Raw genomic sequence first — 24,062 nt, 5'->3', positions numbered from 1 at the left:
TCTTTTTTTTTTTCTTTTTTTGTATCTATTAGTTATTATGTTTTTATTGCGCATTCTTTTTTAAGTAATGCGTTTTTTTTTGACTATAATTTAGCAAAATGTTTGCTTATTATTTAACAAAATGAAATGAGTAAAGTCAACGCAACAAGGAAGTGAGGGCTTACGAGAACGATTATACTTGAACAAGAGTTTTATTGTCAGGAGTGAAAGATGGAATAGCACGTTAACTAACGCGCTATTCTGGCGAGTAATTATTAAAGACTATTTACCAAAATAGTCAGCTAAAAAAGTATCAAAATCTACTTGGTCAGCGTTTTCAATATCCTTTTGTCCTTGATGTGATTTTGTTGCCGCGTCAATAAAATACTGCTCATTAAACACCTGATAATCTGCCGCTAGTAACTGTTGACGATAGTCTTGTGCTTTTTGTAAAGCGATGCCCGTTAAGCTTTGATTTTGATTTACCACACAATCAAGTAATTGAGCGGAAGGTGTTAAATTAGGATCAAGCAATTTTTGTTGTTCATTGGCCACCGCTTGACTATATTTGTCACTGCCATAAGCACTATCTAATAAGATTGCGACTTTCTCCATTTGTTGGAAAATTTCACTGCCCCAGGCTTTCACTGATTTATCACAACCATTATCATTGAGTAGTAAAAGTGGATCTCTGCCTCGAACAACAACTTCGTCCATATTGGCATCGCAGCTTTCTTGTTGTTGATAAGTAAATAAAGGGCTATCTGCTAAGGCACAATAGGTAATGAAAACATCGAGAAAATAAACTTGCTCAATGCTTATCCCCGTATCAGAGAATGGATTAACATCAAGGGCGCGTACTTCAATGTATTCAACCCCTCTATTTCTTAATGCTTCTGAGGGTTTCTCTCCAGATTTAGCAACTTGCTTAGGCCGAATAGGCGCATAAAGTTCATTCTCAATCTGTAAAATATTACTGTTAAGTTGCTGATATTTTCCGTTAACCTTTACACCAAAGGCAGCAAACTTTTCTGAAGGTAAATTAATCGCATTTTGTACACCATCTAAGTAACCACTTAAATCGTTATAACAAATTTTCAACGATGCTTGCTCGCTATTGGTGTAACCTAAATCACTCATTCTCAACGATGTAGCGTACTCAAGGTACATATAACCACTCGCTGACTTTTTGAAAGGAAGCGTGGTGGTTTTATTTTTCAAAAATGAACCACAAATAGTTGGCGAGCTACCGTAAAGGTAAGGTATCAACCAGCAATATCGTTTGTAGTTACGTAATAATGAAAAATATTTTTCTGATATAAAATCATTTATCGGTGCCTTATTTTCTGAAATTTTTTGCATACTTTGCCAAAAATTTTGAGAAAATGAGAAATTAAAATGAATACCAGAAATAACCTGCATCATACTACCATAGCGATTTTTTAGCCCTTGACGATAGGCTGTTTTCATTTGACCTACGTTTGATGAACCATAGTTTGCTAGCGGTATAGCATCATCATTATCAACAAAACATGGCATACTCATTGGCCACAGCAGTTCGCCATCAATTTTACTTAAGGTATATTTTTGAATATCTTGTAATTGCGCGATAGTTGTTTCGGGATCAAAACTCACCGGTGTAATAAACTCTAATAACGTTTCTGAGTAGTCCGTAGTGATATTAGGATGTGTTAACGCAGCGCCTAAGCTTTTATGGTGGGGGGCTAATGACAAACGTCCTTCAGGTAAAACGCGTAAGCCTTCTCGTTCTATGCCTCGCCCAATGCCTGTTAAGGAAGATAAATGTTCATCTTGGCTAAATGCCATTACATAGTCATCAAAAGAAAGTTTCAAAAATAATCCCTAATACATTAAGCGTAGCTGCTATTGACTATTTGAGGGTAATAATTAACTTTTCAATACTTTATCGTATTAAAAATCAATCTTAAGTGACATCCTCAAAATAAACATTCATTTTCTAAAAGCACTAGACCGTAATACGCTAGTTTTATTTTCAAAATAAAACTAATCAAATTTGTATGAATCTCTTACAAAGCAGTTTCTAAACATTAGCGCTTACGGTAAAGTGCCTTATAAGATAATAATAAGAAAATAGTTAAAATCATGCAAGACAGTCCTTTATCATTACTTCCTCCACTTGTTGCTATTGTGATTGCCATTTGGCGAAAAAACGCTCTACTAGCTTTATTCTGCGGTTTAATTTTAGCAAGTATAATGTCGACAAACTGGCAAATAATAACGGGCATAACCGATGGTTTTTTGGCGATTGGTGGTGTATTCACTTCTACCAGTAACCTTTATATTGTTAGTTTTAGTTTATTAATTGGCGCGTTAGTAACCCTAATGAATAAATCAGGCGCGGTTAATGGTTTTATCGAAAAACTGTCCTCATTAAATTTAGTCAAAAACGCTCGACAAGCGAGTATGCTGCCGACAATTATTGGTACCAGTATTTTTACCGATACTAATTTAAGTATGTTTACTGCTGGTATGGCTAGTCAGAAACTCTTTGATAAATATAAAATGAGCCGCGCAAAGCTAGCCTACCTAATTGACTCAACTTGCGCGCCAGTAAGCATCTTATTATTAGTAAACGGCTGGGGTGCTTATGTATTAGGGTTACTTGATGATTATCAACTTGCCGACTCAGTGGGTGTTCTAATCGGTACTGTTAGTTATAATTTTTACGCAATAATCGCTATTTCATTGGCTTTTTATACCGCCTACAGCGGAAAAATTTATGGTCCAATGAAAAGAGCAGAGTCTTTGGTAACCGACCAGCAACAAGATACTGTAAAACAAATAGCGCCAGCCTATATCATGTGGTTGCCTTTATTAACGTTATTAGCACTGACCCTAATTTTATTGTGGATAACAGGTGATGGCGACATACGCCGTGGCTCAGGCTCATTTGCTGTATTTTGGTCAATCATCAGCGCTTTTATTTTATTAGTGCTATTAATTACCTTGAATAAACTCCTTAGTGTTAAAGAAATAACCCTCAGCTCAGCTGCAGGCATTAAACATATGTTTCCTGCTGTTGCCATTTTAGTCTTGTCATTTGCTTTTGGTGACGCAATAAAAGGCTTGGGCACAGGTATTTATGTCAGTGAATTATTTAATGTTGAACTGCCGTTATTTTTAATGGCACCCGTTATTTTTATTGCCGCGGCGTTAATGGCTTTTGCAACAGGAACCTCTTGGGGAACTTTTGCTATATTGGTGCCTATTGCTGTACCTATCGCTCAACAGAGTGGGTTACCCATAGAATTTTTAGTCGCTGCAGTGTTAGGTGGTGGCGTATTTGGCGACCACGCCTCTCCTATTTCTGATACTACCGTGGTTGCATCCATCGCCAGTGGTTGTGATCATTTCGAACATGTTAAGACACAATTACCTTATGCATTATTTGGTGCTGTGCTCACAATTATTCTTTATATCTTGGTAGGATTAGGGCTCTCATAAGTGCAATCGATTAATATAATTTTTGAACACAATAATTTTATTATTGTAGAGAAACCGGCCGATGTTAACTTCCATGATGAAGGCGACCTTGAGCAAGGTTTTTTCAACCAAGTTAAAAAACAGGGAAAAGCGCAAGGTAAATTTGATGATTTATTCCCGGTGCATCGCCTTGATAAAATGACTTCAGGTTTAATGATTTTTGCAAAAAACTTAGCGACTACGCAACAGTTTCAAACGTTATTTGAACAACATAAGGTTGAAAAATATTACCTGGCGATCAGTGATAAAAAACCTAAGAAAAAACAAGGTTTGATTAAAGGCGATATGGAAAAAAGTCGCCGAGGCATGTGGAAATTACTACGAACACAAGTCAACCCCGCGATTACACAGTTCTTGTCGTATTCACTTAGCGATGGTCTGCGTTTGTATTTATTAAAACCGCGAAGTGGTAAAACCCACCAACTACGTGTTGCCTTATCCAGTATTGGCTCTCCAATACTCGGTGATCCACTTTACGCAACGCAAGACGCTTATCAAGAGCAACGTGGTTATTTACATGCATTCGCGCTGAGCTTCACTTTAGATGGGGAAAAATATCAATTTGTACTTTGCCCATCTTCTGGAGAAAAATATTTAAGTGAATCTTGCCAACAACAATTAGAGGCCATTAAGACCCCTTGGTCACTTACTTGGCCAAATATAAGCTAACAATTGCCTCCTGTTGAAAGCGTCATCCTGATACTGAAATAAATTCAGCATGACGACAAAGGTGAAAGAAAAACACCATCCCACTTACTAACGCATAGTCATCCTAACCAATTCACTGATACTGTGAACATAAAAAAAGCGAGCTTAGCTCGCTTTTTTTATGTTCATTTTTAAACTCTACTGTTTTAAAAAAGATTTAATGAATGAATAAACACGACACCTATCGCTGTTGGACAAACAAACTTGGTATACCAAGGCCAAATTTTCCAAAACACACTATGCTCTGCACTATCATGACCTTGCTTAAGCTCCATAAGCACATCATTTCTATGCCAAATCCAGCCAACAAAAACACAACATAGCATCGCTATAATAGGTTGCCCATATTGTGTAGCAGAAATGGCAACAAAATCGAGCATAGTTTCAATATTTAAAACGATAACCACGCTCAATAAGAAAATACCAATACCAATTAAGGTGGTCGCTTTTTCTCTTGGAAGGTCATGACGCTCAACCACGTAAGATACCGGTCCTTCAAGCATTGAAATAGAAGATGTTAAAGCGGCAATAGACATTAATAAGAAGAAAGCAAAAGCGACAAAACTGCCCACATTACCCATGCTTTCAAATAAACTGGGTAAGACAGTAAAGACCAGACTTGAACCATTGATTAAACTGCCATCATCAGCAAATATCGCCACGCCTTGCGCTTGAGCAACATACATAGCAGGAATAATTAATAAGCCGGCTAGGAATGCGATAGACACATCAATAAGCGTGACTTGTGCACCTAGGGTAATTAAATTCTCTTTTTTAGAAATATATGAACCATAAATAATCATCACACTGGTGCCTAGTGACAAAGAGAAGAAGGCTTGCCCTAATGCGCTAATTAATAAATCAGCTTCAAATACACGGGAAAAATCAGGGTTCAAATAAGCATTTAATCCCTCAGCTGCACCATCTAAGGTAACAACATAAATAATTAACAGTATTAATAAACCGATCAACATTGGCATTAAACGTTTTGACCATTTTTCGATACCATCTTCAACGCCATGGCGAATAATAAAAACGGTCAAGACCATGAATAAGGCGGTAAAGCCTAAATTACGCCACAAAGATTGTGAAATAACCCATTGCGCTGCATCACTTAAACCAACAAAGGTTAAAACGGGTTCAACGGCATAAGACATCATCCAGCCAGCTAGAATCCCATAGAAACTAAGAATAAGTGCCGCACAAACTATGCCTCCAAAACCAACAAAGAAGGCGAATTTTTTCTGCCAAAGACTGCGTGACATTTTTTCTAACGAGCTAACTGCATTCGCTTGCCCGTATCGGCCTATCAATAATTCGGCCATAAATGCAGGGTAAGCTAAGCAAAAGGCTAAAACTAAATAAACTAAAACAAAAGCAGCACCACCATTACTTGCTGTTTGTGTTGGGAATCCCCAAATATTGCCTAAACCAACAGCGGAACCTGCCGCTGCCATGATAAAACCAATCCGAGAACTAAACCCACCTCTTGAAACACTCATTAAACGTAATCTTTATTATTATTAGAATGCGGTTAATCTACTTAATGTGTCATCAAAACAACAGCGTTAATTGTCTAAAGGTAAGCAATTTGTCACTAAAATCATCGTGTACTTGTAAAGATAAGATTACTTACCGGGTAAAACAAAAAGTAAACGTATAAAAAAACAGCACCGATAGTGCTGTTTTTTAGTATTGATATATTCACCCTTCAAAGGCTGAACGTATTAAGAAAGCGCTGTATTAGTCGCGAAAGTTATTAAACTGAAAAGATTGCTCTAGATCGCCTTCACGAATTAATTGCATGACCGCTTGTAAATCATCACGTTTTTTACCGGTCACTCGTACTTGATCGCCTTGAATGCCCGCTTGTACTTTTAACTTACTGTCTTTAATTAACTTAATGACTTTTTTAGCGATAGGCTGCTCAATACCTTCTTTAAATGAAAGATTTTGAGTGAAGGTTCTACCTGTATGCTCAGTATTAGAAAGGGTCAGGGCTTTAGCATCGATATTACGCTTTGCCAACTGCACGCGCACCATATCTACCAGTTGTTTTATTTGAAAGTCACCTTCAGCTTTTATTACCACATTGGGCTTTTTCCATTCAATGCTCGCTTCAACACCACGAAAATCAAAACGCGTTTCTAATTCTCTCTTGCAGTTTTCAGTTGCATTTCTTACTTCTTCCAAATTAATTTCGGAAACGATATCCATTGAGGGCATGATCTTGACCTTTCGATAATTCAATAATTTAAGTGTTGGCAATCTTAGCAAGATTACCACTAGCGGGTAAAGGTGATCGCAACCGCTATTTTCACATGTTATGATGAATAATTCTAAACTAATGACTTCATAAAATTACCCTTTAATGAAACGTTACATTCAACTACTAATTATATTAGTTTTTTTACTGGTATTAGCACTGATTTTTTTGATCCCTGACGATTTAAAAACCACCGTTATTAATAAAATACAAATAGATACTATTGGCCATGTTATTGGTTTTTTTGGTCTGACTTGGATTTTAGTCGGTTTGATGAAACTACCTTTAATCAATACGGTTATTTGTTTATTTTTTTATAGTGCATTGACTGAATTAAGCCAGTATTACTTAGGCTTTCGCAGTGGGGAATTTTTTGACTTTGTCGCTGATGTTGTAGGCATATCTTTCTTTGCTGTTCTTCAGTGGTTTTTTTACTTTATCAACAGCCCAAAGGCATAAAAAGATAAGATGAATATTGTTATTGTTGGCCAAGGTGCAATAGGTTTACTTTGTTATCATCGGCTTTCTCAAGCGATAATTAACCAACAAGGTGATAACTTAGTGTCATTGTGGCCGTCAACGCCAACAACATTATCTGATTACCTTTTTAGTGAAATGAATGGTCTTGCAAAAAGCTTTCCATTTACAATGGCTGATAACCAATTAATAGCCAGTGCTGACGTTATAATTTTTTGTGTAAAATCTTATCAAGTCACCGAGGCGTTGAAAGCTGTTGATCATTTAATCAGTGACGATGCAGTTATTATTCTTACCCACAATGGTTTAGGAACTCTCGAAGAAATTAGCCCACGACTTAAACCATCACAATGTTTATTGGCTTTGTTACTTACGCAAGGCGCTAAAAAAGTCGCCCCTTATCATGTTAAACATACCGGTATGGGCCATAGCGATCTGGGTATTATTTACGGGACGCTGGACTCAATAAAGCAAAAGCAATTGTTAAAACACCTTAATAAAAGCCTGAAACAGCTTAGCTGGCAAGAAAACATTCAACAAGCGCAATGGAAAAAGTTAGCCATTAACTGTGTGATCAACCCTATTTCAGCACTAAACGACATTGAAAATGGTGAAGTAAATCAAAAAGCTTACCAAAGAATGACCGAAGATATTATCAGTGAAGTCGTTGCTGTAGCGACGAAGGAAGGCGTAATATTAAGTGAAATATTATTACGACAGTTAATCCATAATGTTGCTAAAAGCACCAATAGAAACACTTCTTCGATGCGCGCTGATGTGCGTAATAAACGTCGTACAGAAATAGAGTATATCAACGGTTACATTCACCGTTTAGGGGAAAAACATAAACTAACCACAGCGATGAATACTCAACTATGGTTAGCTGTTAAAGCACTTGAGGATAAATATTGACCCGAGTTAACGAGTCATATTAAGGACGGTAAACTTTAACGTTCTTATAGCCTTCACCAATTAAGTAAAGTGCTTGTAGCTTACTCATTATACCTTGATCACAATACAGTAAATATTCTTTGTCTTGCTCTAGCTCACTAAACTTATTAGATAGCTTATAAAAAGGAATATGAACAACGTTGACGTTTTCAAGTTCTAGAGGATTTTCGTCTTCTTCATCAGGGCTTCTAATGTCAATAACGATTGAATCGCTAGGAAGATCGTCTACTGTATCAACTGCATGAATTTCTTCTTCACTTTCTTTACCAATATCACGTATATCGTACATACGCGTTGCTTCAACAACCTTGTCTAAAACATCAAAATCAAAGTTTTCTTCTTCTGCTTCAATTTTAGATAATACCGCTTTAATGGTTGGGCGCTTTGATATTACACCACAATATTCCGGAATAGTTTTAGCAAAGTCTTCAGTACCAATTTTACGGGCGATATCAATAATATCTTGTTTATCATAAGCGACTAATGGACGGAGAATTAACGTATCAGTAACTCGGTCTATCACATTTAAATTAGTTAATGTTTGGCTAGATACTTGACCTAACGCTTCACCCGTAACTAAAGATTCTATATTCGCTCTTTTCGCTATTTTCGCAGCAGCACGCATCATCATACGTTTTAGAATAACGCCCATCTGACCGTTTTCAACATTTTCTAAAATTTCAGCAACAACCGGTTCAAAATCAACCGAAAAGAATTTTACTTTGTGTGATGCACCGAATTTATTCCATAAGTAGTAACTCACTTGTTTTACGCCAACTTCATGCGCAGCGCCACCCAAGTTAAAGAAACAGTAATGAGTACGAGCACCCTTTCTGATCATTTGAAAACTTGATACACCCGAATCAAAACCACCTGACATTAATGATAAAACATCTTCTTGGCTTGCTATTGGGAAACCACCTAGTCCTTGATGTCGTTCTGTGACAATAAATAAGTATTCATCTTTTATTTCTAATCGAATAGTTACATCAGGTTTTTTCAATTTAACTTTAGCGGATTCAACGTGCTCGTTTAAACCACCGCCAACATATTGTTCAACTTGTAAGGAATTGAAGTCGTGTGTTCCAATTCGTTTGGCTCTTACACAAAACGTTTTATTTTCAATTGTCTTTTCGTGTGCTGCTAATGTTTTTTCAAAAATGTTATGCACATCTGTATAGGTTGTTTGTTGAACTTCAAGAAAATGAGCGATGCCCGGCACGCATTTTAAGGTATCAATAAGTGCCAAACGATTTTTAGGACAGTTATTTTTAGTATTAACCTCTATATTATCCCAGTTTGCCTGAGTGGTAATTTGCTCATCAACACGTCGTAAAACATTTTTAATGCTGGATTCTAAAATTTTAGTAAAGCGCTTACGAACCGGGCGACTCTTTACAGCAATTTCAGATTGGAGTTTTACGATGAATTTCATGAACAAACGACCCTAAATATAAAACTAGACTAAAGGCCATAATCGGCCGACAAAAATAATGGCGCGAATTATACACGAAATTGAAATAAAGAGTAAGTTGAAATGAAGAGTAAGTTGAAAAATGTACGCTAAGCAATAAACGGGGGTTTATCACTTAACGCCATCACGATAGTTGAATTTATCGGCTTAATTTATTATTTAATAATAGAAACAGGTTCGGTTTCCTTTGCTTTACCTTGGTTAATTGAAATCTCAACACGACGGTTTCTTCTGCGGTTTAGCGCGTTAGTATTAGGCACTACCGGTCTTGTATCGGCATGACCAACAACCAATAAACGTGACTGGTCAAACTCAGGGACTTTAATTAATTCATGAGCAATAGCGACAGCTCGTTTACTTGATAAATCCCAATTTGAAGAAAATAACTCTGAACTAATACCGCGATCGTCTGTGTGTGCAGAAACCATAATTTCACCCGGAACCGTGTTGAGTAGCTCACCTATTTCTCTAATAATAGGGCGAAACTGTGGTTGTAAAAAAGCAGAACCCGAAGGAAAAGAACCATTTTCACGAATACGAATAATCACTTGTTGTCCGAGAGATTCAAGCTCTATGGCACCATCTTGAATTTGTTGTTCTAATTGATCAGCAATTTTTTTAACTAATTCATTTACTTGCTCTTGCGAAGCCTGCTCTAATTCGTCTTGAGCCTTTTGCATTGCCTGGGCTGACATTTCATCTGCAGTACTTTGTGATTGTCCACCACGTTCTGTACCTCGTTGTTCTTGTCGACCACCAGCAGACGTTTCATCACCTGCTTGAAACTCTAACATCTGTTGGGTCATTTCCATGGTTTGCTGTTGAATAACTTCTATAGGTGTTGGCTCAGGTTTACCTGGGCGAAATTCTTGCGCAATAATACTGGTGCCTTTAGGAATATCTTTTACTTCAATCTTATTTTGTACACCAAACGCAAACTTCATCGAACCTGCAATTTGTTTAAACTTTAAAACATCCATTTCAGAAAAAGATAACAGCAAAACGAAAAAGCACATCAATAGTGACATTAAGTCAGCAAAAGTACCCATCCAAGCGGGAAGCCCCGGAGGTGGACATTTACATTTTTCAGCCATAAATTACTCCCGTTACTCTTCTTCTGTGGTATTTACAGCACGTTTACCTTCAGCAAGATAGTTTTTAAGTAACCCTTCGATGACACGTGGATTTTGTCCGTCTTGAATACCCAGAATAGCGTCAAGAATAAGCTCCTGGTTCATTTTTTCTTCAGCAAGGCGAAGCCTGAGTTTTGACGCTATAGGAATGGCAATAACGTTAGCGAGGAATGCTCCATATAGGGTTGTTAGTAGTGCAACCGCCATAGCTGGACCAATAGATTTGGGGTCATCCATGTTTGATAACATCGCGACCAAACCAATTAAGGTGCCAATCATGCCCATCGCGGGTGCCACATCAGCAAGTGCCATCATCATACCTACGCCTGTTTCATGGCGTTCAGCAGTAAGCTCAATATCTTTTTTTAGTGTGCCACGTACTACATCTGCATCGTGGCCATCGACCAACATATCGACCCCTTTTTGCATAAAGCCGTTAGTTATCTCTGCTTCTTCTAAAGCCAAAAAACCCCCTTTACGAGCGGCGTCAGCCATTTCAACTGATTTTTCAATAAGGTCGTCAGGCTGTTCAATTTTAAACATAAAAGCCTTACCTATAATTTTCCCAATTCCAAAAAACTGACCAAGATTATAGTTAGATAAAACAACAAATATTGAACCACCAAAAACAATAATAACTGACTGAACGTCAATAAACATGCCGATATCACCAGACAACATCATTGCCATAATGAGTAAACCTATTGCGCCTACTACACCTAATATTGTTGCTATATCCACAAAAAAGTCTCCACAAAAAAATGATACGGATAGTCGTATTATTTGATAATACATTAAGGTATTACGATACGCGAATACTTATATTCTTATCCACACTCGTGATTTAACCATAACCATCCAAAGCGCGCAGTTAAAACTGCATATGAATGGCTTACGGCTCTATAAGTTTATTATCGCCCATATTGTCAATAACTTAAGTAATTAGTCGCTATTTTTAAGGTTAACTTTGCTGAACAAAATAATTGTTCAATATCTTTAACAACGTATAGTCCAGAGACAGTTAATACTGCCAACTAAATTCGCCATATTTAAGCTTACCCAATTTATATTTATCTAGTTATCGTTAACCGCAGCGCTTTAACGATAAATATAAGCGCCAATATAGTCGTAGAATGACCGACAATAGAAAGTATATGATAGTCATTAAGGGGCAAAAGCATTTGAAGTTTATTGATTAATTAAGGCGTTTGGTATAAATTTGCGCCTAGATATTTAATCACTGAACTCTCGATGATGGCTAAGAAAAAAATAGAAAACTTAAGCTTTGAAGAATCACTCTTAGAACTTGAAACTATTGTTCAGAATTTAGAACAAGGAGCATTGAGTTTAGAAGATTCAATGACCCTTTTTGAGCGCGGCTTAAATCTCAGCCAAGCCAGTCAAGAAAAGTTAAAAAATGCTGAACAAAAAATTCAAATTTTACTGACTAAAAATGGTAAAGCCCAACTTGAAGATTTTGAAAACGAAGTTGACTCAGAAAGTTTGGGTAGTAATTAGTGACCCAATTATACCAACTCGACTTTTATCAAACGCGCATTAATGAATACCTTGCCGACAAATTAGCCGCTTATGAAATAAATGATCAAAAATTGCTATCAGCAATGCAATACGGCTTATTAATTGGTGGTAAGCGTATGCGTCCTTATTTAAGTTATATTACCGGTGATGCACTGGGACTTGAATTATCTGACGTTGACGGTATTGCGGCAGCATTAGAATGTATCCATGCTTTTTCATTAATTCATGATGACTTACCTTCGATGGATGATGATGATTTACGTCGTGGGCAACCAACTTGTCATAAAGCGTTTGATGAAGCGACCGCTATTTTAGCAGGTGATAGTTTACAGACACTTGCCTTTGATATTTTAGTTAATCATAACTTTAGCGCCGCGGTTGAATCAAAACGTATTAGCTTAATCCGTCAATTAGTCAATGCTTCAGGTTACCAAGGCATGTGCGGTGGACAAGCACTTGATATTTCTGCGACCGATAAAGTGATCACTTTAGCTGAACTTGAAAAACTACATTCACTAAAAACAGGTGCGTTGTTAAAAGCTTCTGTGACCATGGTTACAGAGTTAAGTAACGATATTTCTGCCGATGAAAAGCACCAACTCGCCATTTATGCTGATCATATTGGTTTAGCCTATCAAGTGCGCGATGATATAATTGATATTATTTCTAGTGAAGAAGAACTAGGAAAACCAGCAGGTTCAGACGTTTCCTCTAATAAAAGTACCTACCCTGCGCTATTAGGTTTACAGGGCGCTCAGCAAAAAGCTGACAACTTATATCAACAAGCACTTCAAGCTTTAGCAACTTTACCCTACAATACAGATAACTTAGCTCAATTTGCGACGTTTATTATCAAACGCGCTCATTGATCTTGCTCTTGCAATTTAAAGAATAAACAAAATAAATATGACTATAAATCTTGCCGACTACCCTTTATTGGCCAATATAAATTCTCCTGACGATCTGCGCATGTTAAATAAAAGCCAGCTAATTCAGGCCAGTACAGAACTGCGTAGTTACTTATTAAGTTCTGTAAGTAAAAGTAGTGGCCATTTTGCTTCTGGTTTAGGCACAATAGAATTAACGGTCGCATTACATTATGTTTATAAAACGCCTTTTGATCACCTGATATGGGATGTTGGCCATCAAGCTTATCCACATAAAATTTTAACGGGTCGGCGCGATCAACTGCATACTATTCGTCAAAAAGATGGTTTGCACCCTTTTCCGTGGCGTGAAGAAAGTGAATATGATGTATTAAGTGTTGGCCATTCAAGCACGTCTATCTCTGCGGCACTAGGTATGGCTGTTGCTGCAGAACAAGAAGCAAAAAATCGTAAAGTTGTTGCTGTTATTGGTGACGGCGCAATGACAGCAGGTATGGCTTTTGAAGCGTTAAATCATGCTGGTGATATTAAAAGCGATATGCTGGTTATTTTAAATGACAATGAAATGTCAATTTCAGAAAATGTTGGTGCATTGAATAATCACTTTGCTCGATTGTTATCTGGCAGTATATATACAGGAATACGCGAGGGTGGTAAGCGCATACTAAAGGGTATTCCACCTATTAAAGAATTAGCAAGTCGTGCAGAAGAACATTTAAAAGGCATGGTTGTACCCAGTACCTTTTTTGAAGAGTTAGGCTTTAATTACATTGGCCCTATCGACGGTCATGATGTCAATGGTTTGGTTGATACCATTACTAATATGCGTAACTTAAAAGGGCCTCAAATCCTTCATATTGCCACGAAAAAAGGCAAAGGTTATCACGCAGCAGAGCAAGACCCGATAAAATATCATGCTGTCCCTAAATTTGATCCCGCACAAACGAGTTTGCCAAAGAGTAAGCCATGTTTACCCACTTATTCAAAAATATTTGGCGATTGGCTCTGCAGAACAGCAGAAAATAATGATTCACTAATAGCCATCACACCTGCCATGGGTGAAGGCTCTGGCATGGTTGAATTTAGTCAGCGCTTTCCTAAGCAGTACTTTGATGTCGCGATTGCAGAACAACACGCGGTAACTTTTGCTGCGGGTCTCGCTATTGGCGGTAAAAAACCGGTAGTCGCTATTTATTCAAGCTTTTTACAGCGTGGTTACGATCAATTCATTCATGATGTGGCGATCCAAAACTTACCCGTTTTGTTCGCGATTGACCGAGCCGGCATTGTTGGCGCAGACGGGCCAACTCATCAAGGCTCATTTGATTTAAGCTTTATGCGTTGTGTTCCAAATATTGTTATTATGGCGCCATCGGATGAAAGAGAATGTCAATTGATGCTTAGCACGGGTTTTAAGCATAATGGTCCTGCGGCTGTTCGTTATCCAAGAGGGTCAGGCAACGGTGCGCCTTTACCTGACATCAGCGAGACAATTGAAATAGGTAAAGCAAAAACTATTTTAGAAACAACCACTGATAGTGCTGAGCCGAAGGTTGCCATTTTAAACTTTGGTAGTACTTTTGATGAAGCTAAAGTAGCGGCTCAACAATTAAATACTACGCTCATTGATATGCGTTTTATAAAACCGCTTGATGTAACACTTATCGACCACATTGTAAAAAGCCATAGTGTTATTGTGACCGTTGAAGATAATGCAATTGCAGGTGGCGCAGGTTCAGCAGTCAATGAATATATACTAAGCCAAGGTGTTGCGATTAAAATATTAAATATTGGCTTACCTGATACCTTTATCAAGCATGGTACCCAACAAGAGATTCATCAAGAACTTGGTTTAGATAGTAAAGGTATTATTGATAAAATAACCCATTTTATTGAACGCTAAATATTGTTAAAACGCCCACCAAAAGTCACTAATAATAGTTAATTATTAGTGACTTAATCTTTATCCCCCTTCTCTTTCCTTCTAATTATTCTTAGATTGTTACGACTAATTATTATTTTTTCTTTAAAAACTTGTCTTTATCTGCTTAAATAATATACGTGATATATTTCTCATATATGAATAAGGATTATTTAATGAAATTCACTCAAAATATTATTTCTCTTGCGCTAATTTCAGCCCTCACCGCTTGTGGTGGCTCCAGTAGCTCTAGTACTAAACCCCCTACAATAGCACCACCACCTGCTCCAGTCCTCATACAAACCGTTGTCAAAGGTAAAGCGATAAAAGGCACAATAGCAAACGCTGTGGTTACTGTTTATAAATACGTTGACGGAAAAGCGGTTAAACTTGAAGATGCCGAGTTAGCTGCATCTTCAATTATTACTGAAGATGATGGTAGCTATACCATTACCCTTTTAGATTACGACGGCGCTATCAAAGTAGAATTATCTGTAGGTGAAAACACCACGATGATATGTGATGCTCCTGCAGGTTGTGGTGAATTAGCCCACGGCGCCCCAATAGCACTAGCCACTGTTGATCCAACCTTAGTCTTATCAGCGATTTCAACCGTAGGGAGTGATAATGCAGGGACCGCAAATGTAAATATTTCAGCTCTCACCCATTTAGCCGCAGCACTTATAGAAGCCGATGAAAGCGGAGTTAGTGAAACAACAATACAAGCGCACTCTTCTATTATTGCCAATGCTTTTAATATTATGGGCAGTTTAACGGCACTTGAGCCAACGGCTGTCGAAAATGCAGCCAGTGTTGCAGGTGAAGATAATGTTAATGAGTTACGCTACGGCTTGATCAATGCTGGCATTATGTCTGTTTTGTTTGCCGGCCAAGAAAATGCTACGGGTGTTCTATCAAATAGATTAGCCGATGTTATTGAAGATATAGTCGAACACAATGGCGCATTACTGGTACATCAAGATGATAACGATGAAGGTTTTGAACTGTCTTTAGTTGAAGTTCTTGATAGTGCTGGCGATGTCGCAGCTGCTGCAGCTCAAGCGATAGCTGCAGATCCAATATTATCAAGCCAAGATAACAGTGAAATACTGGGCGAGCTTGACCAACAAGAAATCACCTTAGAAAATCAATCAGAATATGAAGAGGCCAATGAAGATGAAGATGGCCGCAGTGAACCTGAAACGGAAGTACCAACAACAGGTGATGCTATTGCTAAAGCAAAAGCTATGGTTGCTGATGTGCGTCTCTTTAGTCATCTATTTGAAGTGGGTAAAGAAGCCAATACCGGTGTAACTACCGAAGGCGACAAGTACATCGAGCTCATTGATAGTGCTGGTTTAATGGTTGAGGCTGAAGCAGCGAGCTTTTTATTACTAGCAGACGTTACCGACGCCTTATCAGAAATGGGCATAAGGTATGAAGCAGGCACCATTACGGAGGGAACCTTCCCAATAGGCCCATTTTTGAGTATTGATGGTGCGGTAGGTTCTATAACGCTTGATGAAGAAACGGCTAATGGCGGCATATTATTTAAAATCAGTGCCACTTCAGGTAGTGAAAAAATCAGCTTAAATGCTTCTGCTGTTTTTGCTGAAGACGGCTTAAGCATTGTTTTAAACCTTGATGGTTCAATTGAATCAGCGGGTGCCATGCTATCGTTAACTCAAGGTAGTTTCGCAAAAGTTAACCTTGATAGTGCTATCAGTCGAACCTCACTTGAAGATGATACCTACGCAGGAGAAATAACCTCAGGGGAGTTATCGCTTGAAGTTATCTTAGAACAAAAAGCAAGTGATACGGTAATAGACCCCGTCGCTTTTACTGGCATGATTAAAACTAAGCTAATGCCGGTTAAATCACATGTTTTAGATGCAGTTGAACAATATGCAAGAGATGAAAATTACATAATTATTAGGGATGAAAATGGTAACCCTGTGCGTGAAGTTGATCGATACTTAAAGAGTACCGAAACTAATATTCTTCCAGAAATGCTAACCTTAAGTGGTGGGTTTAGCTCGTTAGAAGGTAACTTAATTAGAGCAACTTTAACTGTTAACATTAAAAACTTAGAAAATTACGAAGCTCCTGAATTTAAATACATTGGCGCTCCGGTTGCCGATATGTATACAATTACCGTATCTGATGATAAAAACACTCTGAATGCAATATCTTCAGAGTTAATGTCTCAACCTGTCGATTATACTTTTGTTTTTACCTCTCATGACACACAAGGTGCTTGGAGTAGCGAAGAAACAATTTGGAATCCAGATCAATCTACTGAAACACCACATCGAGTCAACACTACAACACGAATTCCTCGAACATATGGCACAATGTCTGGCTTTGATACTGCAACCAATTTAGACGAATGGGCTTTCTTCGAAACAGTTACTCCAAATGATGATAATGGTGATGGCGTTGCTGATAGTTACACTTGGAAAGGCTATTCGGGTTCTATAATCAATGACGATTACGCTTTAGTTAATAATGAGGGTGAAGTTCATGATTTAGTAACACCTGAATGGGGCTCAAGTAGCTATGATACATTTGAAGAGTTAATGGAAGCACATAGAATGTATCCCGCTTCAATAGCGAATGCAGCAGATGCATTTATATTTGAGATTAAAGCATTTGAACGTAATGAACTTGAAACTAACTTAACGACAGGTGCTCGTGCATCAGTTTTCTTTAGCGATAATGATTATTCTGCAATCGCTGAAGGGGGGGTCACAGTAATTGCTGCAAATATTACTTCGAGTTTGCCAATTGAAGATGTATTTACAATAACGGTGAGTGATGACAGCAACACAGTTACTGTAAAAGACGATACTTATACTCGAGTCTATGGTGTTGATTATACGAACACGGCTAACTTTACCTTTACTCGCCATGTAACAAGTAATATCGGAGACGAGGTTACAGATATAAGAACTTTTTCAACAAATGATGTTGATTTAGATGTAGAAGAGCTCTTAATAAACCGACACGCTTCTTTTGGTATAGACGATGAGTTTTATCTATTAGTTCGAATCACTCCTATTGATGAAAATAATGATGGTTTAGCTGATTACTTTACTCAATCATACACATATAGCGATTACATCAATGAAGAAGGCGTATTAGTTGATGAAGATGGTATCGCTTTAATAGAGAATCCTTTTTATGCATTTGATACTTGGGAGAGTGCTGAACTTCATTGGCAGATACCTTTTAATCCTTTTTCAACAACAAATGCTTTAGAAGCTTATAAGCAGTTTATAGTGAATGGAAGAGGATCTTACTTAACAACATATATCGACGGTGTAGGTTCAGTGGAAGCAGAACTATCAACCGAAGATATTGCTTCAATAGTTATAGGTAGTACAACCTTTTCTGGTGTTAACACGCATCCAGATAGTGATGAATCATTAGAAAACGAAGATGTTTTCTTAGATTTAAGTGCTGCGCTCTCATTAGAAGCAACTTTAGGTGATTACCAAGTAAACTTGATGCTATCAGGTCAACGTACCGCTTTTGATGACGGTAAGTTCGATCTTGAAATGAGTTACAAATTGCCTGGCGATGAGAATATGCGTAAGTTTGTTGCCCATATGAAAACTGATGAAGAAGGCTCTTTTAGTGTAAATAACAGCGAAGGTGTATTACTCATAATGAATGATGTGGAAGATTCAACATCCGATGTTATTGGTAGTATTGTAGTAGGTTCTTCAGCAACTAAAGTTGCAGATATAGAAGATCGTGATGGTGTTATTTGGTTTGTATTTACCGATGAAACAACCGAAACATTATAACCTCCATCATTAGCTAAACAAAAAGTAGAGATAAAATACCAGTCATGTGTGTGACTGGTATTTTTTTACTTATAAGTTAAGTTTTTTTATTAAACTTAAACTTTGTTTAACTACAATAAATATCATGGAAAACACCGCTAGAACTTAAGGAAGTTAATGAACGTTAATTATTTATTTTTATTACTATTGATATTTTTATCCACTTTTTCTCAAGCTTCAACAAAAATTGAAGTATTTACCACAAGCCAATCATTTAGTAATATTTTACCCGTTAAGCAACTGATTACTGACAACTGGCGACAATCACCAGAAAAAAATGCCAGTGACGGTTTTACACAAAATGAAGTGGGTATGAGCAGTTATTGGCAGCACTTGTCATTGAGTGTTGCACAACGCTATGATTATTTTGTTTATTCAAATCCCGATACAGCAAAAGTATTCTATTTAGACAAAAACGATTTAGCACTCGACACACAAGAAAAATATCATATCGCATTAAAGTTATTCCATCAGCGTAGTAATGGTTTACGTATCGGCTATAAATATGAATTTGAAAACTTTAGTAGTGAAATACGTCTCGGTTATTGGGACTTAAATGTCACGAGGGAGTCTAACTTAACGGGTACCCTTGCTAGTGATCTTAATGGCAATATATCTGCCATTGCACAATTAGATGAGTTTTATACTGCCAATAATTTTTTAAAGCGCCGCAACAGTAACGATTGGGATGCCGATGGCACAGGTATAACGATTGATATTCATTTACGTTGGCAGCTAAACCAATACTTATCTATTAACGCTGACTTAAAAGATATCTATAACCATTTTACCGTTGACGAATCTGGCTTTAGTGCGGGCAACATAGATACCGATGGTACTTTTATTAATAGTGTTGGCGGGGTCGCCTACTTACCTGTTTATCGTGGTAAAGAAACAACCAGCAAACATCAGTTTAAGTTACCTAAACAATTAAGCTTTATCGGTTTTTATCATCACAGCGAGCAAATAAGTTATCTAGCGCGTTATAAAAGACAGGGCGAGCAAAATTTTTATTATTTAGGATTCGATATCGCACACGAAAATTCATCAACACGGATTTCATTTGATATTGAAAATACCGCCCCAGAAATCCAATATAAAAATGACTGGCTTTCAGTTACCTTTGCGATTGACAGTCTTAAAATAGAACAGGCAATGTTACTAAATTTAGGCTTTAATCTCTACTATCGCTTCTAAAACTAGCCAGTGGCTAAAGCCATATAACTTTTAGCTTACTTTGAAAATACAGCTAAATTTAGCCTTTAATCTCGACTTTCACTTCTAAAGTTAGCTGGTGGCTGAAGTGATGTCGCTTTTCGCTTGCATTGCACGGGAGAACCAACTAATTTAATGACAAAGCTATTAATTTTTTAATTTATATGAAAATTTTCGTTTGGATTATTAGCTGTCTTTTCATTGTACCCCTTAATAGTAGTTTTGCTGCTGTCGTTGAAAAAGACATCTTTGATCTCAGCATAAAAGAACTAATGCAAGTACGTATTAGTTTAGCGACAAAAACTGAAGAAACTGTTCTAACAGTACCTTCAACAATCACGGTCTTTGAACGCACTGATATTGAATCATTAGGGGTGAAAAATGCCTATGATGTGATGAATTTTGTTCCTGGCTTTCAAATGACTCGTGGTGATTGGGTGGGAGCAGTCCCGAAAGAACATGCACGTGGCGTTTATTTAGACAATGGTTATATTCTTGTTATGCTCAATGGCGAACGACTTAATGAAGTTTCCTTTGGTAAAGCTTCCGTTTATACCCCCCATATTCCCATTGATATTATTGAACGTATTGAAGTTATTCGAGGTCCTGGCTCAGCGCTTTATGGCAGCAATGCTTTTTTAGGTGTGTTAAATATAATTACTCAACAATCAGTTAAGCAGCTTAAAGTAAGTATAGGTGAAAAAGGTTATCAGCAACTTTCCTCTAGCTGGCAAAAGTCGCTCTCTAAAAACTTACGTTTACACAGTAATATTTCGATTGAGAAGTCTAATGGCCATCAATATACCTCACCATTGAATCGCCAAGTTAAAGACCCCTATAGTAATACCTATTTAGAACTCGGTGCACACTATAAAAATAATAAACTTAACATCCGCTACAGCGAAAATGAACTCGATGAATTTATTAATCTTGGTGGCTATTCTGTCGATAATATCCACACCAGTGAAAGCTTTTCAATATCGGGTAAAAGTAAGATATGGCACAATGACAAGCATCAGCTAGAGATTAAGGCGTCTTATAGCCTCTTTGAAATCAAGTCTGCTGGGATGGCCTTAGCAAAAGAGTCTGGCCTTATCGAAAATGATTTTTTGGTGGGGCCCTTTTGGCGCACTCAATCAAGCGATGTAAACCTAGATCACAGTTGGATAGTTAATCCACGTATTCATCTCAATTCTGGGGTTGAATATCGCCGCGCTAATCAATTTCAATCGGGTAACGCCGTCACTTACTATGATTATCAGCAAGAGCGGATTATCGTTAGTGATGAAAACTATCTCGACAAAATTGTCGCTATCGCTGTGATGCCTGAAACAAAAGCGTTAAACCAAGCCCAAGAAATGCATGGAATTTACAGTCAACTCAAGTGGCAAGTCGCCAATAATATTAGTTTATTTTTAGGGGCTAGGTATGACAATGTGATAGATATTGATCATAAACTGTCACCGCGTGCCGCAGCCGTTTGGCAAGCCAATAAAAACCATAGCTTAAAACTGCAATATGGTGAGTCATTTCGTACTCCGGTAAACAACGAACTTTATTCAAATGACAGTGTGACTAACGGCAACCCTAATTTATCCTCAGAGTTTGTCAAAACAACAGAGCTCGTTTGGATATATCAACATAATGATTTTTCCAGTGAACTGGTCTTTTTTCATAATGATTTACGAGACTTTATAAATAAGGTTCCTGACGATGGCGACGCACAATTTACTTTTGTTAACCATGTTGATATGGAAATTAGTGGTTTGGAAAGCAGTGCCAGTGTTGAATTAACGCCAAAATTACGTTTTTCAATCAATTACACCCATCTCTTTGATGACCCCATTAACGAGAGTTTTAAACACTTTGGTAGCGCCAATTTAAGCTATAAGTCAGGACAATGGAAATTCAATGTTAATGGTATTTGGCGAGATGAAGTAACACTACCTCCAATTAATGATGTCCGTTTTATACAAAAACAGTATTTTTTAATTTCAGGTAAAGTCACTTATGAGCTTGATAAAAAACAGCAACTTTCATTAATTGCGCAAAATTTACTGGATAAAGATTATGTTGTCTTCGACCCAAGAGTATTTAACGGTGAAGTACCAGGAAAAGGCAGAGAAATATCAGTGAGTTATCGCTATCAATTTTAACGTAATCACAAGCTTAAATGTTCATCTATAAAAATATTTCTATAGATGAACAAACTCGGACTAACGTTAATTATTCCGCTATATATTCAACAACTTCAAGACCAAATCCTGATAACGAATGATACTTAGTTTGTGAACTTAACAAGCGCATCTTACTAACACCTAAGTTAGAAAGGATTTGTGAGCCTACGCCAACGTTACGAGAGCCAACATGACGCTTTATTTCATTAACAACTTCACCCGCATCAATTTTTGCATACTTTTCAACTTGAGAAATTAACTCCGCAGTAGATTCATGCTTACCTAAAAGTACTAAAACACCGCCTTCTTTGGCAATTTTTTCTAAAGCATTAGCCATTGGCCATTGAGCAACACTCTCACGTTGGCTAAATAATAAATCTCTAAAGGTATTTTCTAGATGAACACGAACTAGTGTTGGTTCGTCAGCTTTAATCTCACCTTTAGTTAGGGCAAAGTGCGCCTGTCCATCAATGGTGTCTTTAAATACTGTTAAATCGAATTCTCCAAAGGCTGTTGGTAACTTACATTGAGAGACACGTTCAATAGTGGTCTCATTAGCATTTCTATATTCAATTAAGTCGGCAATGGTGCCCATCTTTAAATCATGCTTTTCAGCAATAATTTCTAAGTCTGGGCGGCGCGCCATAGTACCGTCTTCATTGAGTATTTCAACAATAACGGCGGCAGGCTCTAAACCCGCTAAACGCGCTAAATCGGTTCCAGCTTCCGTATGGCCTGCGCGATTTAATACACCTCCATCTTTGGCTATTAATGGAAAAATATGCCCCGGCTGAACAATACTTAAATGATTAGCATCTTTGGCAACAGCAGCTAATACAGTCGTTGCACGATCGCCAGCAGAAATCCCGGTAGTTACTCCTTGAGCGGCCTCAATTGACACAGTAAAATTAGTGCTAAATTGAGCGTCATTTTTTTCAACCATCAAAGGTAACTTGAGCTGCTGGCATTTTTCAACCGTCATCGGCATACAAATTAAACCACGACCGTGAGTCGCCATAAAATTAATGGCTTCGGGGGTTACTTTTTCAGCAGCCATAATGAAGTCACCTTCATTTTCTCTGTCTTCATCGTCCATCAAAATGACCATTTTACCTTGAGCAATATCGTCAATAATTTCTTGTGGGGTATTTAAATTCATGATCATCTCTTTTATTTAATTTTTTTTCATAATTTTGAGGAATACAATAGTGCGCTTGATATACAAACGCCACCTTGTTTGTTTACTTCATAAAACCGTTACGTGCTAATAGTTCATGAGTCACACCAGAACTATGGTGCTCGGCCGTGCTAGCGGCTTTTTTTGTTAATAGCCTTTCGATATAACGGGCGATTAAGTCAACTTCTAAATTGACTTTAGTGCCCGCTTTATATTGAGCAATAATGGTTTGCGCGTTAGTGTGAGGAACGATCGTTAGACGAAATTTATCATCGGTGACACTGTTAACTGTTAAGCTCGTGCCGTCAATTGTGATAGAGCCTTTTTCGGCAATGTATGGCGCTAAATCACTTGGCATTTCAAGCCAGTATTCTAGGCTATTACCATTATGTTCAATCGAGGTTATTACAACCACAGCATCGACATGGCCAGACACCATATGTCCGCCAAAACGAGTGGTGGGTAACATGGCTTTTTCTAAATTAACAGCCTGCCCTGTTTGATAATCAACAAAGCCAGTACGCTGTAAGGTTTCATTAGAAACATCGGCACTATAAGTTGATGAGTCAAAAGCGACAACGGTTAAACAAATGCCATTGGTCGCTATTGAATCACCTAATTTAACATCACTCATATCTAATAAACCGGTGGAAATAACAATTCTTGCACCCTGTCCAGTAATGTTTATCGCTTGAATGCTACCAACTGCTTCAATTATTCCTGTGAACATAATCACTCTTTAAGTCATTTTTAGGTCAAGTAAAACTCAACACCATACTAAA

The 24,062-nt window shown here is 37.6% G+C and carries 18 protein-coding genes; 10 read left to right on the top strand and 8 right to left on the bottom strand.

What is annotated here, in order from left to right; all coding sequences use genetic code 11:
* Positions 1-261 precede the first annotated feature (261 nt).
* Positions 262-1,833, bottom strand: coding sequence for a glutamate--cysteine ligase (gene gshA, locus H4J75_RS17275; protein WP_310733620.1), 1,572 nt, complete (start codon positions 1,831-1,833; stop codon positions 262-264).
* A 270-nt stretch (positions 1,834-2,103) separates the two neighbouring features.
* Between gshA and H4J75_RS17270 the strand changes: the two genes are divergently transcribed.
* A complete protein-coding gene (locus tag H4J75_RS17270) occupies positions 2,104-3,465 on the top strand; it encodes a Na+/H+ antiporter NhaC family protein (RefSeq protein ID WP_182222797.1) in 1,362 nt (453 codons plus the stop codon).
* The gene (locus H4J75_RS17265; protein ID WP_182222796.1) at positions 3,466-4,173 is read left to right on the top strand and encodes a TIGR01621 family pseudouridine synthase; all 708 of its coding nucleotides are present in this window, start codon (positions 3,466-3,468) and stop codon (positions 4,171-4,173) included. It abuts the gene before it with no gap.
* Positions 4,174-4,358: 185 nt separating this feature from the next.
* On the opposite strand, the gene H4J75_RS17260 is transcribed toward H4J75_RS17265, so the two are convergent.
* Positions 4,359-5,714: a sodium-dependent transporter gene (locus tag H4J75_RS17260; protein WP_182222795.1), complete on the bottom strand. Its 1,356-nt coding sequence runs from the start codon at positions 5,712-5,714 to the stop codon at positions 4,359-4,361.
* A gap of 241 nt (positions 5,715-5,955) precedes the next feature.
* The gene (locus H4J75_RS17255; protein WP_182216720.1) at positions 5,956-6,438 is read right to left on the bottom strand and encodes a YajQ family cyclic di-GMP-binding protein; all 483 of its coding nucleotides are present in this window, start codon (positions 6,436-6,438) and stop codon (positions 5,956-5,958) included.
* A gap of 145 nt (positions 6,439-6,583) precedes the next feature.
* Between H4J75_RS17255 and H4J75_RS17250 the strand changes: the two genes are divergently transcribed.
* On the top strand, positions 6,584-6,937 hold the full coding sequence (locus tag H4J75_RS17250) for a VanZ family protein (protein WP_182222794.1): 354 nt from the start codon (positions 6,584-6,586) through the stop codon (positions 6,935-6,937).
* A gap of 9 nt (positions 6,938-6,946) precedes the next feature.
* Positions 6,947-7,867, top strand: a complete 921-nt coding sequence (locus H4J75_RS17245; RefSeq protein ID WP_182222793.1) for a ketopantoate reductase family protein — start codon at positions 6,947-6,949, stop codon at positions 7,865-7,867.
* A 19-nt stretch (positions 7,868-7,886) separates the two neighbouring features.
* Here the strand turns inward: H4J75_RS17245 and thiI are convergent, their stop codons facing one another.
* The 3 genes from thiI to pomA form a co-directional block, all read right to left on the bottom strand.
* Positions 7,887-9,341 (bottom strand): tRNA uracil 4-sulfurtransferase ThiI, encoded by a 1,455-nt coding sequence (gene thiI, locus H4J75_RS17240; protein WP_070375870.1) that lies wholly within the window; start codon positions 9,339-9,341, stop codon positions 7,887-7,889.
* Positions 9,342-9,535: 194 nt separating this feature from the next.
* Positions 9,536-10,474 (bottom strand): flagellar motor protein MotB, encoded by a 939-nt coding sequence (locus H4J75_RS17235; protein ID WP_070375869.1) that lies wholly within the window; start codon positions 10,472-10,474, stop codon positions 9,536-9,538.
* A 12-nt stretch (positions 10,475-10,486) separates the two neighbouring features.
* Positions 10,487-11,254, bottom strand: a complete 768-nt coding sequence (gene pomA / locus H4J75_RS17230; RefSeq protein ID WP_182216714.1) for a flagellar motor protein PomA — start codon at positions 11,252-11,254, stop codon at positions 10,487-10,489.
* A 513-nt stretch (positions 11,255-11,767) separates the two neighbouring features.
* On the opposite strand from pomA, the gene H4J75_RS17225 reads away from it, so the two are divergent.
* The 6 genes from H4J75_RS17225 (at position 11,768) to H4J75_RS17200 (ending at position 22,082) form a co-directional block, all read left to right on the top strand.
* Positions 11,768-12,031 (top strand): exodeoxyribonuclease VII small subunit, encoded by a 264-nt coding sequence (locus tag H4J75_RS17225; protein WP_070375867.1) that lies wholly within the window; start codon positions 11,768-11,770, stop codon positions 12,029-12,031.
* Positions 12,031-12,921 (top strand): (2E,6E)-farnesyl diphosphate synthase, encoded by an 891-nt coding sequence (ispA, locus tag H4J75_RS17220; protein WP_182216712.1) that lies wholly within the window; start codon positions 12,031-12,033, stop codon positions 12,919-12,921. The genes H4J75_RS17225 and ispA overlap by 1 nt, the downstream gene beginning before the upstream one ends.
* A 37-nt stretch (positions 12,922-12,958) precedes the next feature.
* Positions 12,959-14,842, top strand: coding sequence for a 1-deoxy-D-xylulose-5-phosphate synthase (gene dxs / locus H4J75_RS17215; protein ID WP_182222792.1), 1,884 nt, complete (start codon positions 12,959-12,961; stop codon positions 14,840-14,842).
* A gap of 194 nt (positions 14,843-15,036) precedes the next feature.
* A complete protein-coding gene (locus H4J75_RS17210) occupies positions 15,037-18,672 on the top strand; it encodes a hypothetical protein (protein WP_182222791.1) in 3,636 nt (1,211 codons plus the stop codon).
* 156 nt (positions 18,673-18,828) lie between these two features.
* The gene (locus H4J75_RS17205; RefSeq protein WP_182222790.1) at positions 18,829-19,908 is read left to right on the top strand and encodes a hypothetical protein; all 1,080 of its coding nucleotides are present in this window, start codon (positions 18,829-18,831) and stop codon (positions 19,906-19,908) included.
* Between the two features lie 182 nt (positions 19,909-20,090).
* On the top strand, positions 20,091-22,082 hold the full coding sequence (locus H4J75_RS17200) for a TonB-dependent siderophore receptor (protein ID WP_182222789.1): 1,992 nt from the start codon (positions 20,091-20,093) through the stop codon (positions 22,080-22,082).
* Between the two features lie 70 nt (positions 22,083-22,152).
* Here H4J75_RS17200 and ribBA read toward each other — a convergent pair whose 3' ends face one another.
* Both ribBA and H4J75_RS17190 read right to left on the bottom strand, forming a co-directional pair.
* Complete coding sequence (ribBA, locus tag H4J75_RS17195) at positions 22,153-23,262, bottom strand: bifunctional 3,4-dihydroxy-2-butanone-4-phosphate synthase/GTP cyclohydrolase II (protein ID WP_070375862.1); 1,110 nt, start codon at positions 23,260-23,262, stop codon at positions 22,153-22,155.
* A gap of 82 nt (positions 23,263-23,344) precedes the next feature.
* A complete protein-coding gene (locus H4J75_RS17190) occupies positions 23,345-24,010 on the bottom strand; it encodes a riboflavin synthase (RefSeq protein ID WP_182222788.1) in 666 nt (221 codons plus the stop codon).
* Positions 24,011-24,062 lie beyond the last annotated feature (52 nt).

Source organism: Colwellia sp. BRX10-1, assembly GCF_014077545.1.
GTDB lineage: Bacteria > Pseudomonadota > Gammaproteobacteria > Enterobacterales > Alteromonadaceae > Colwellia_A.
The sequence above is the reverse complement of the archived record's forward strand: the minus strand, read 5'-3'. Positions and strand labels throughout refer to the sequence as shown.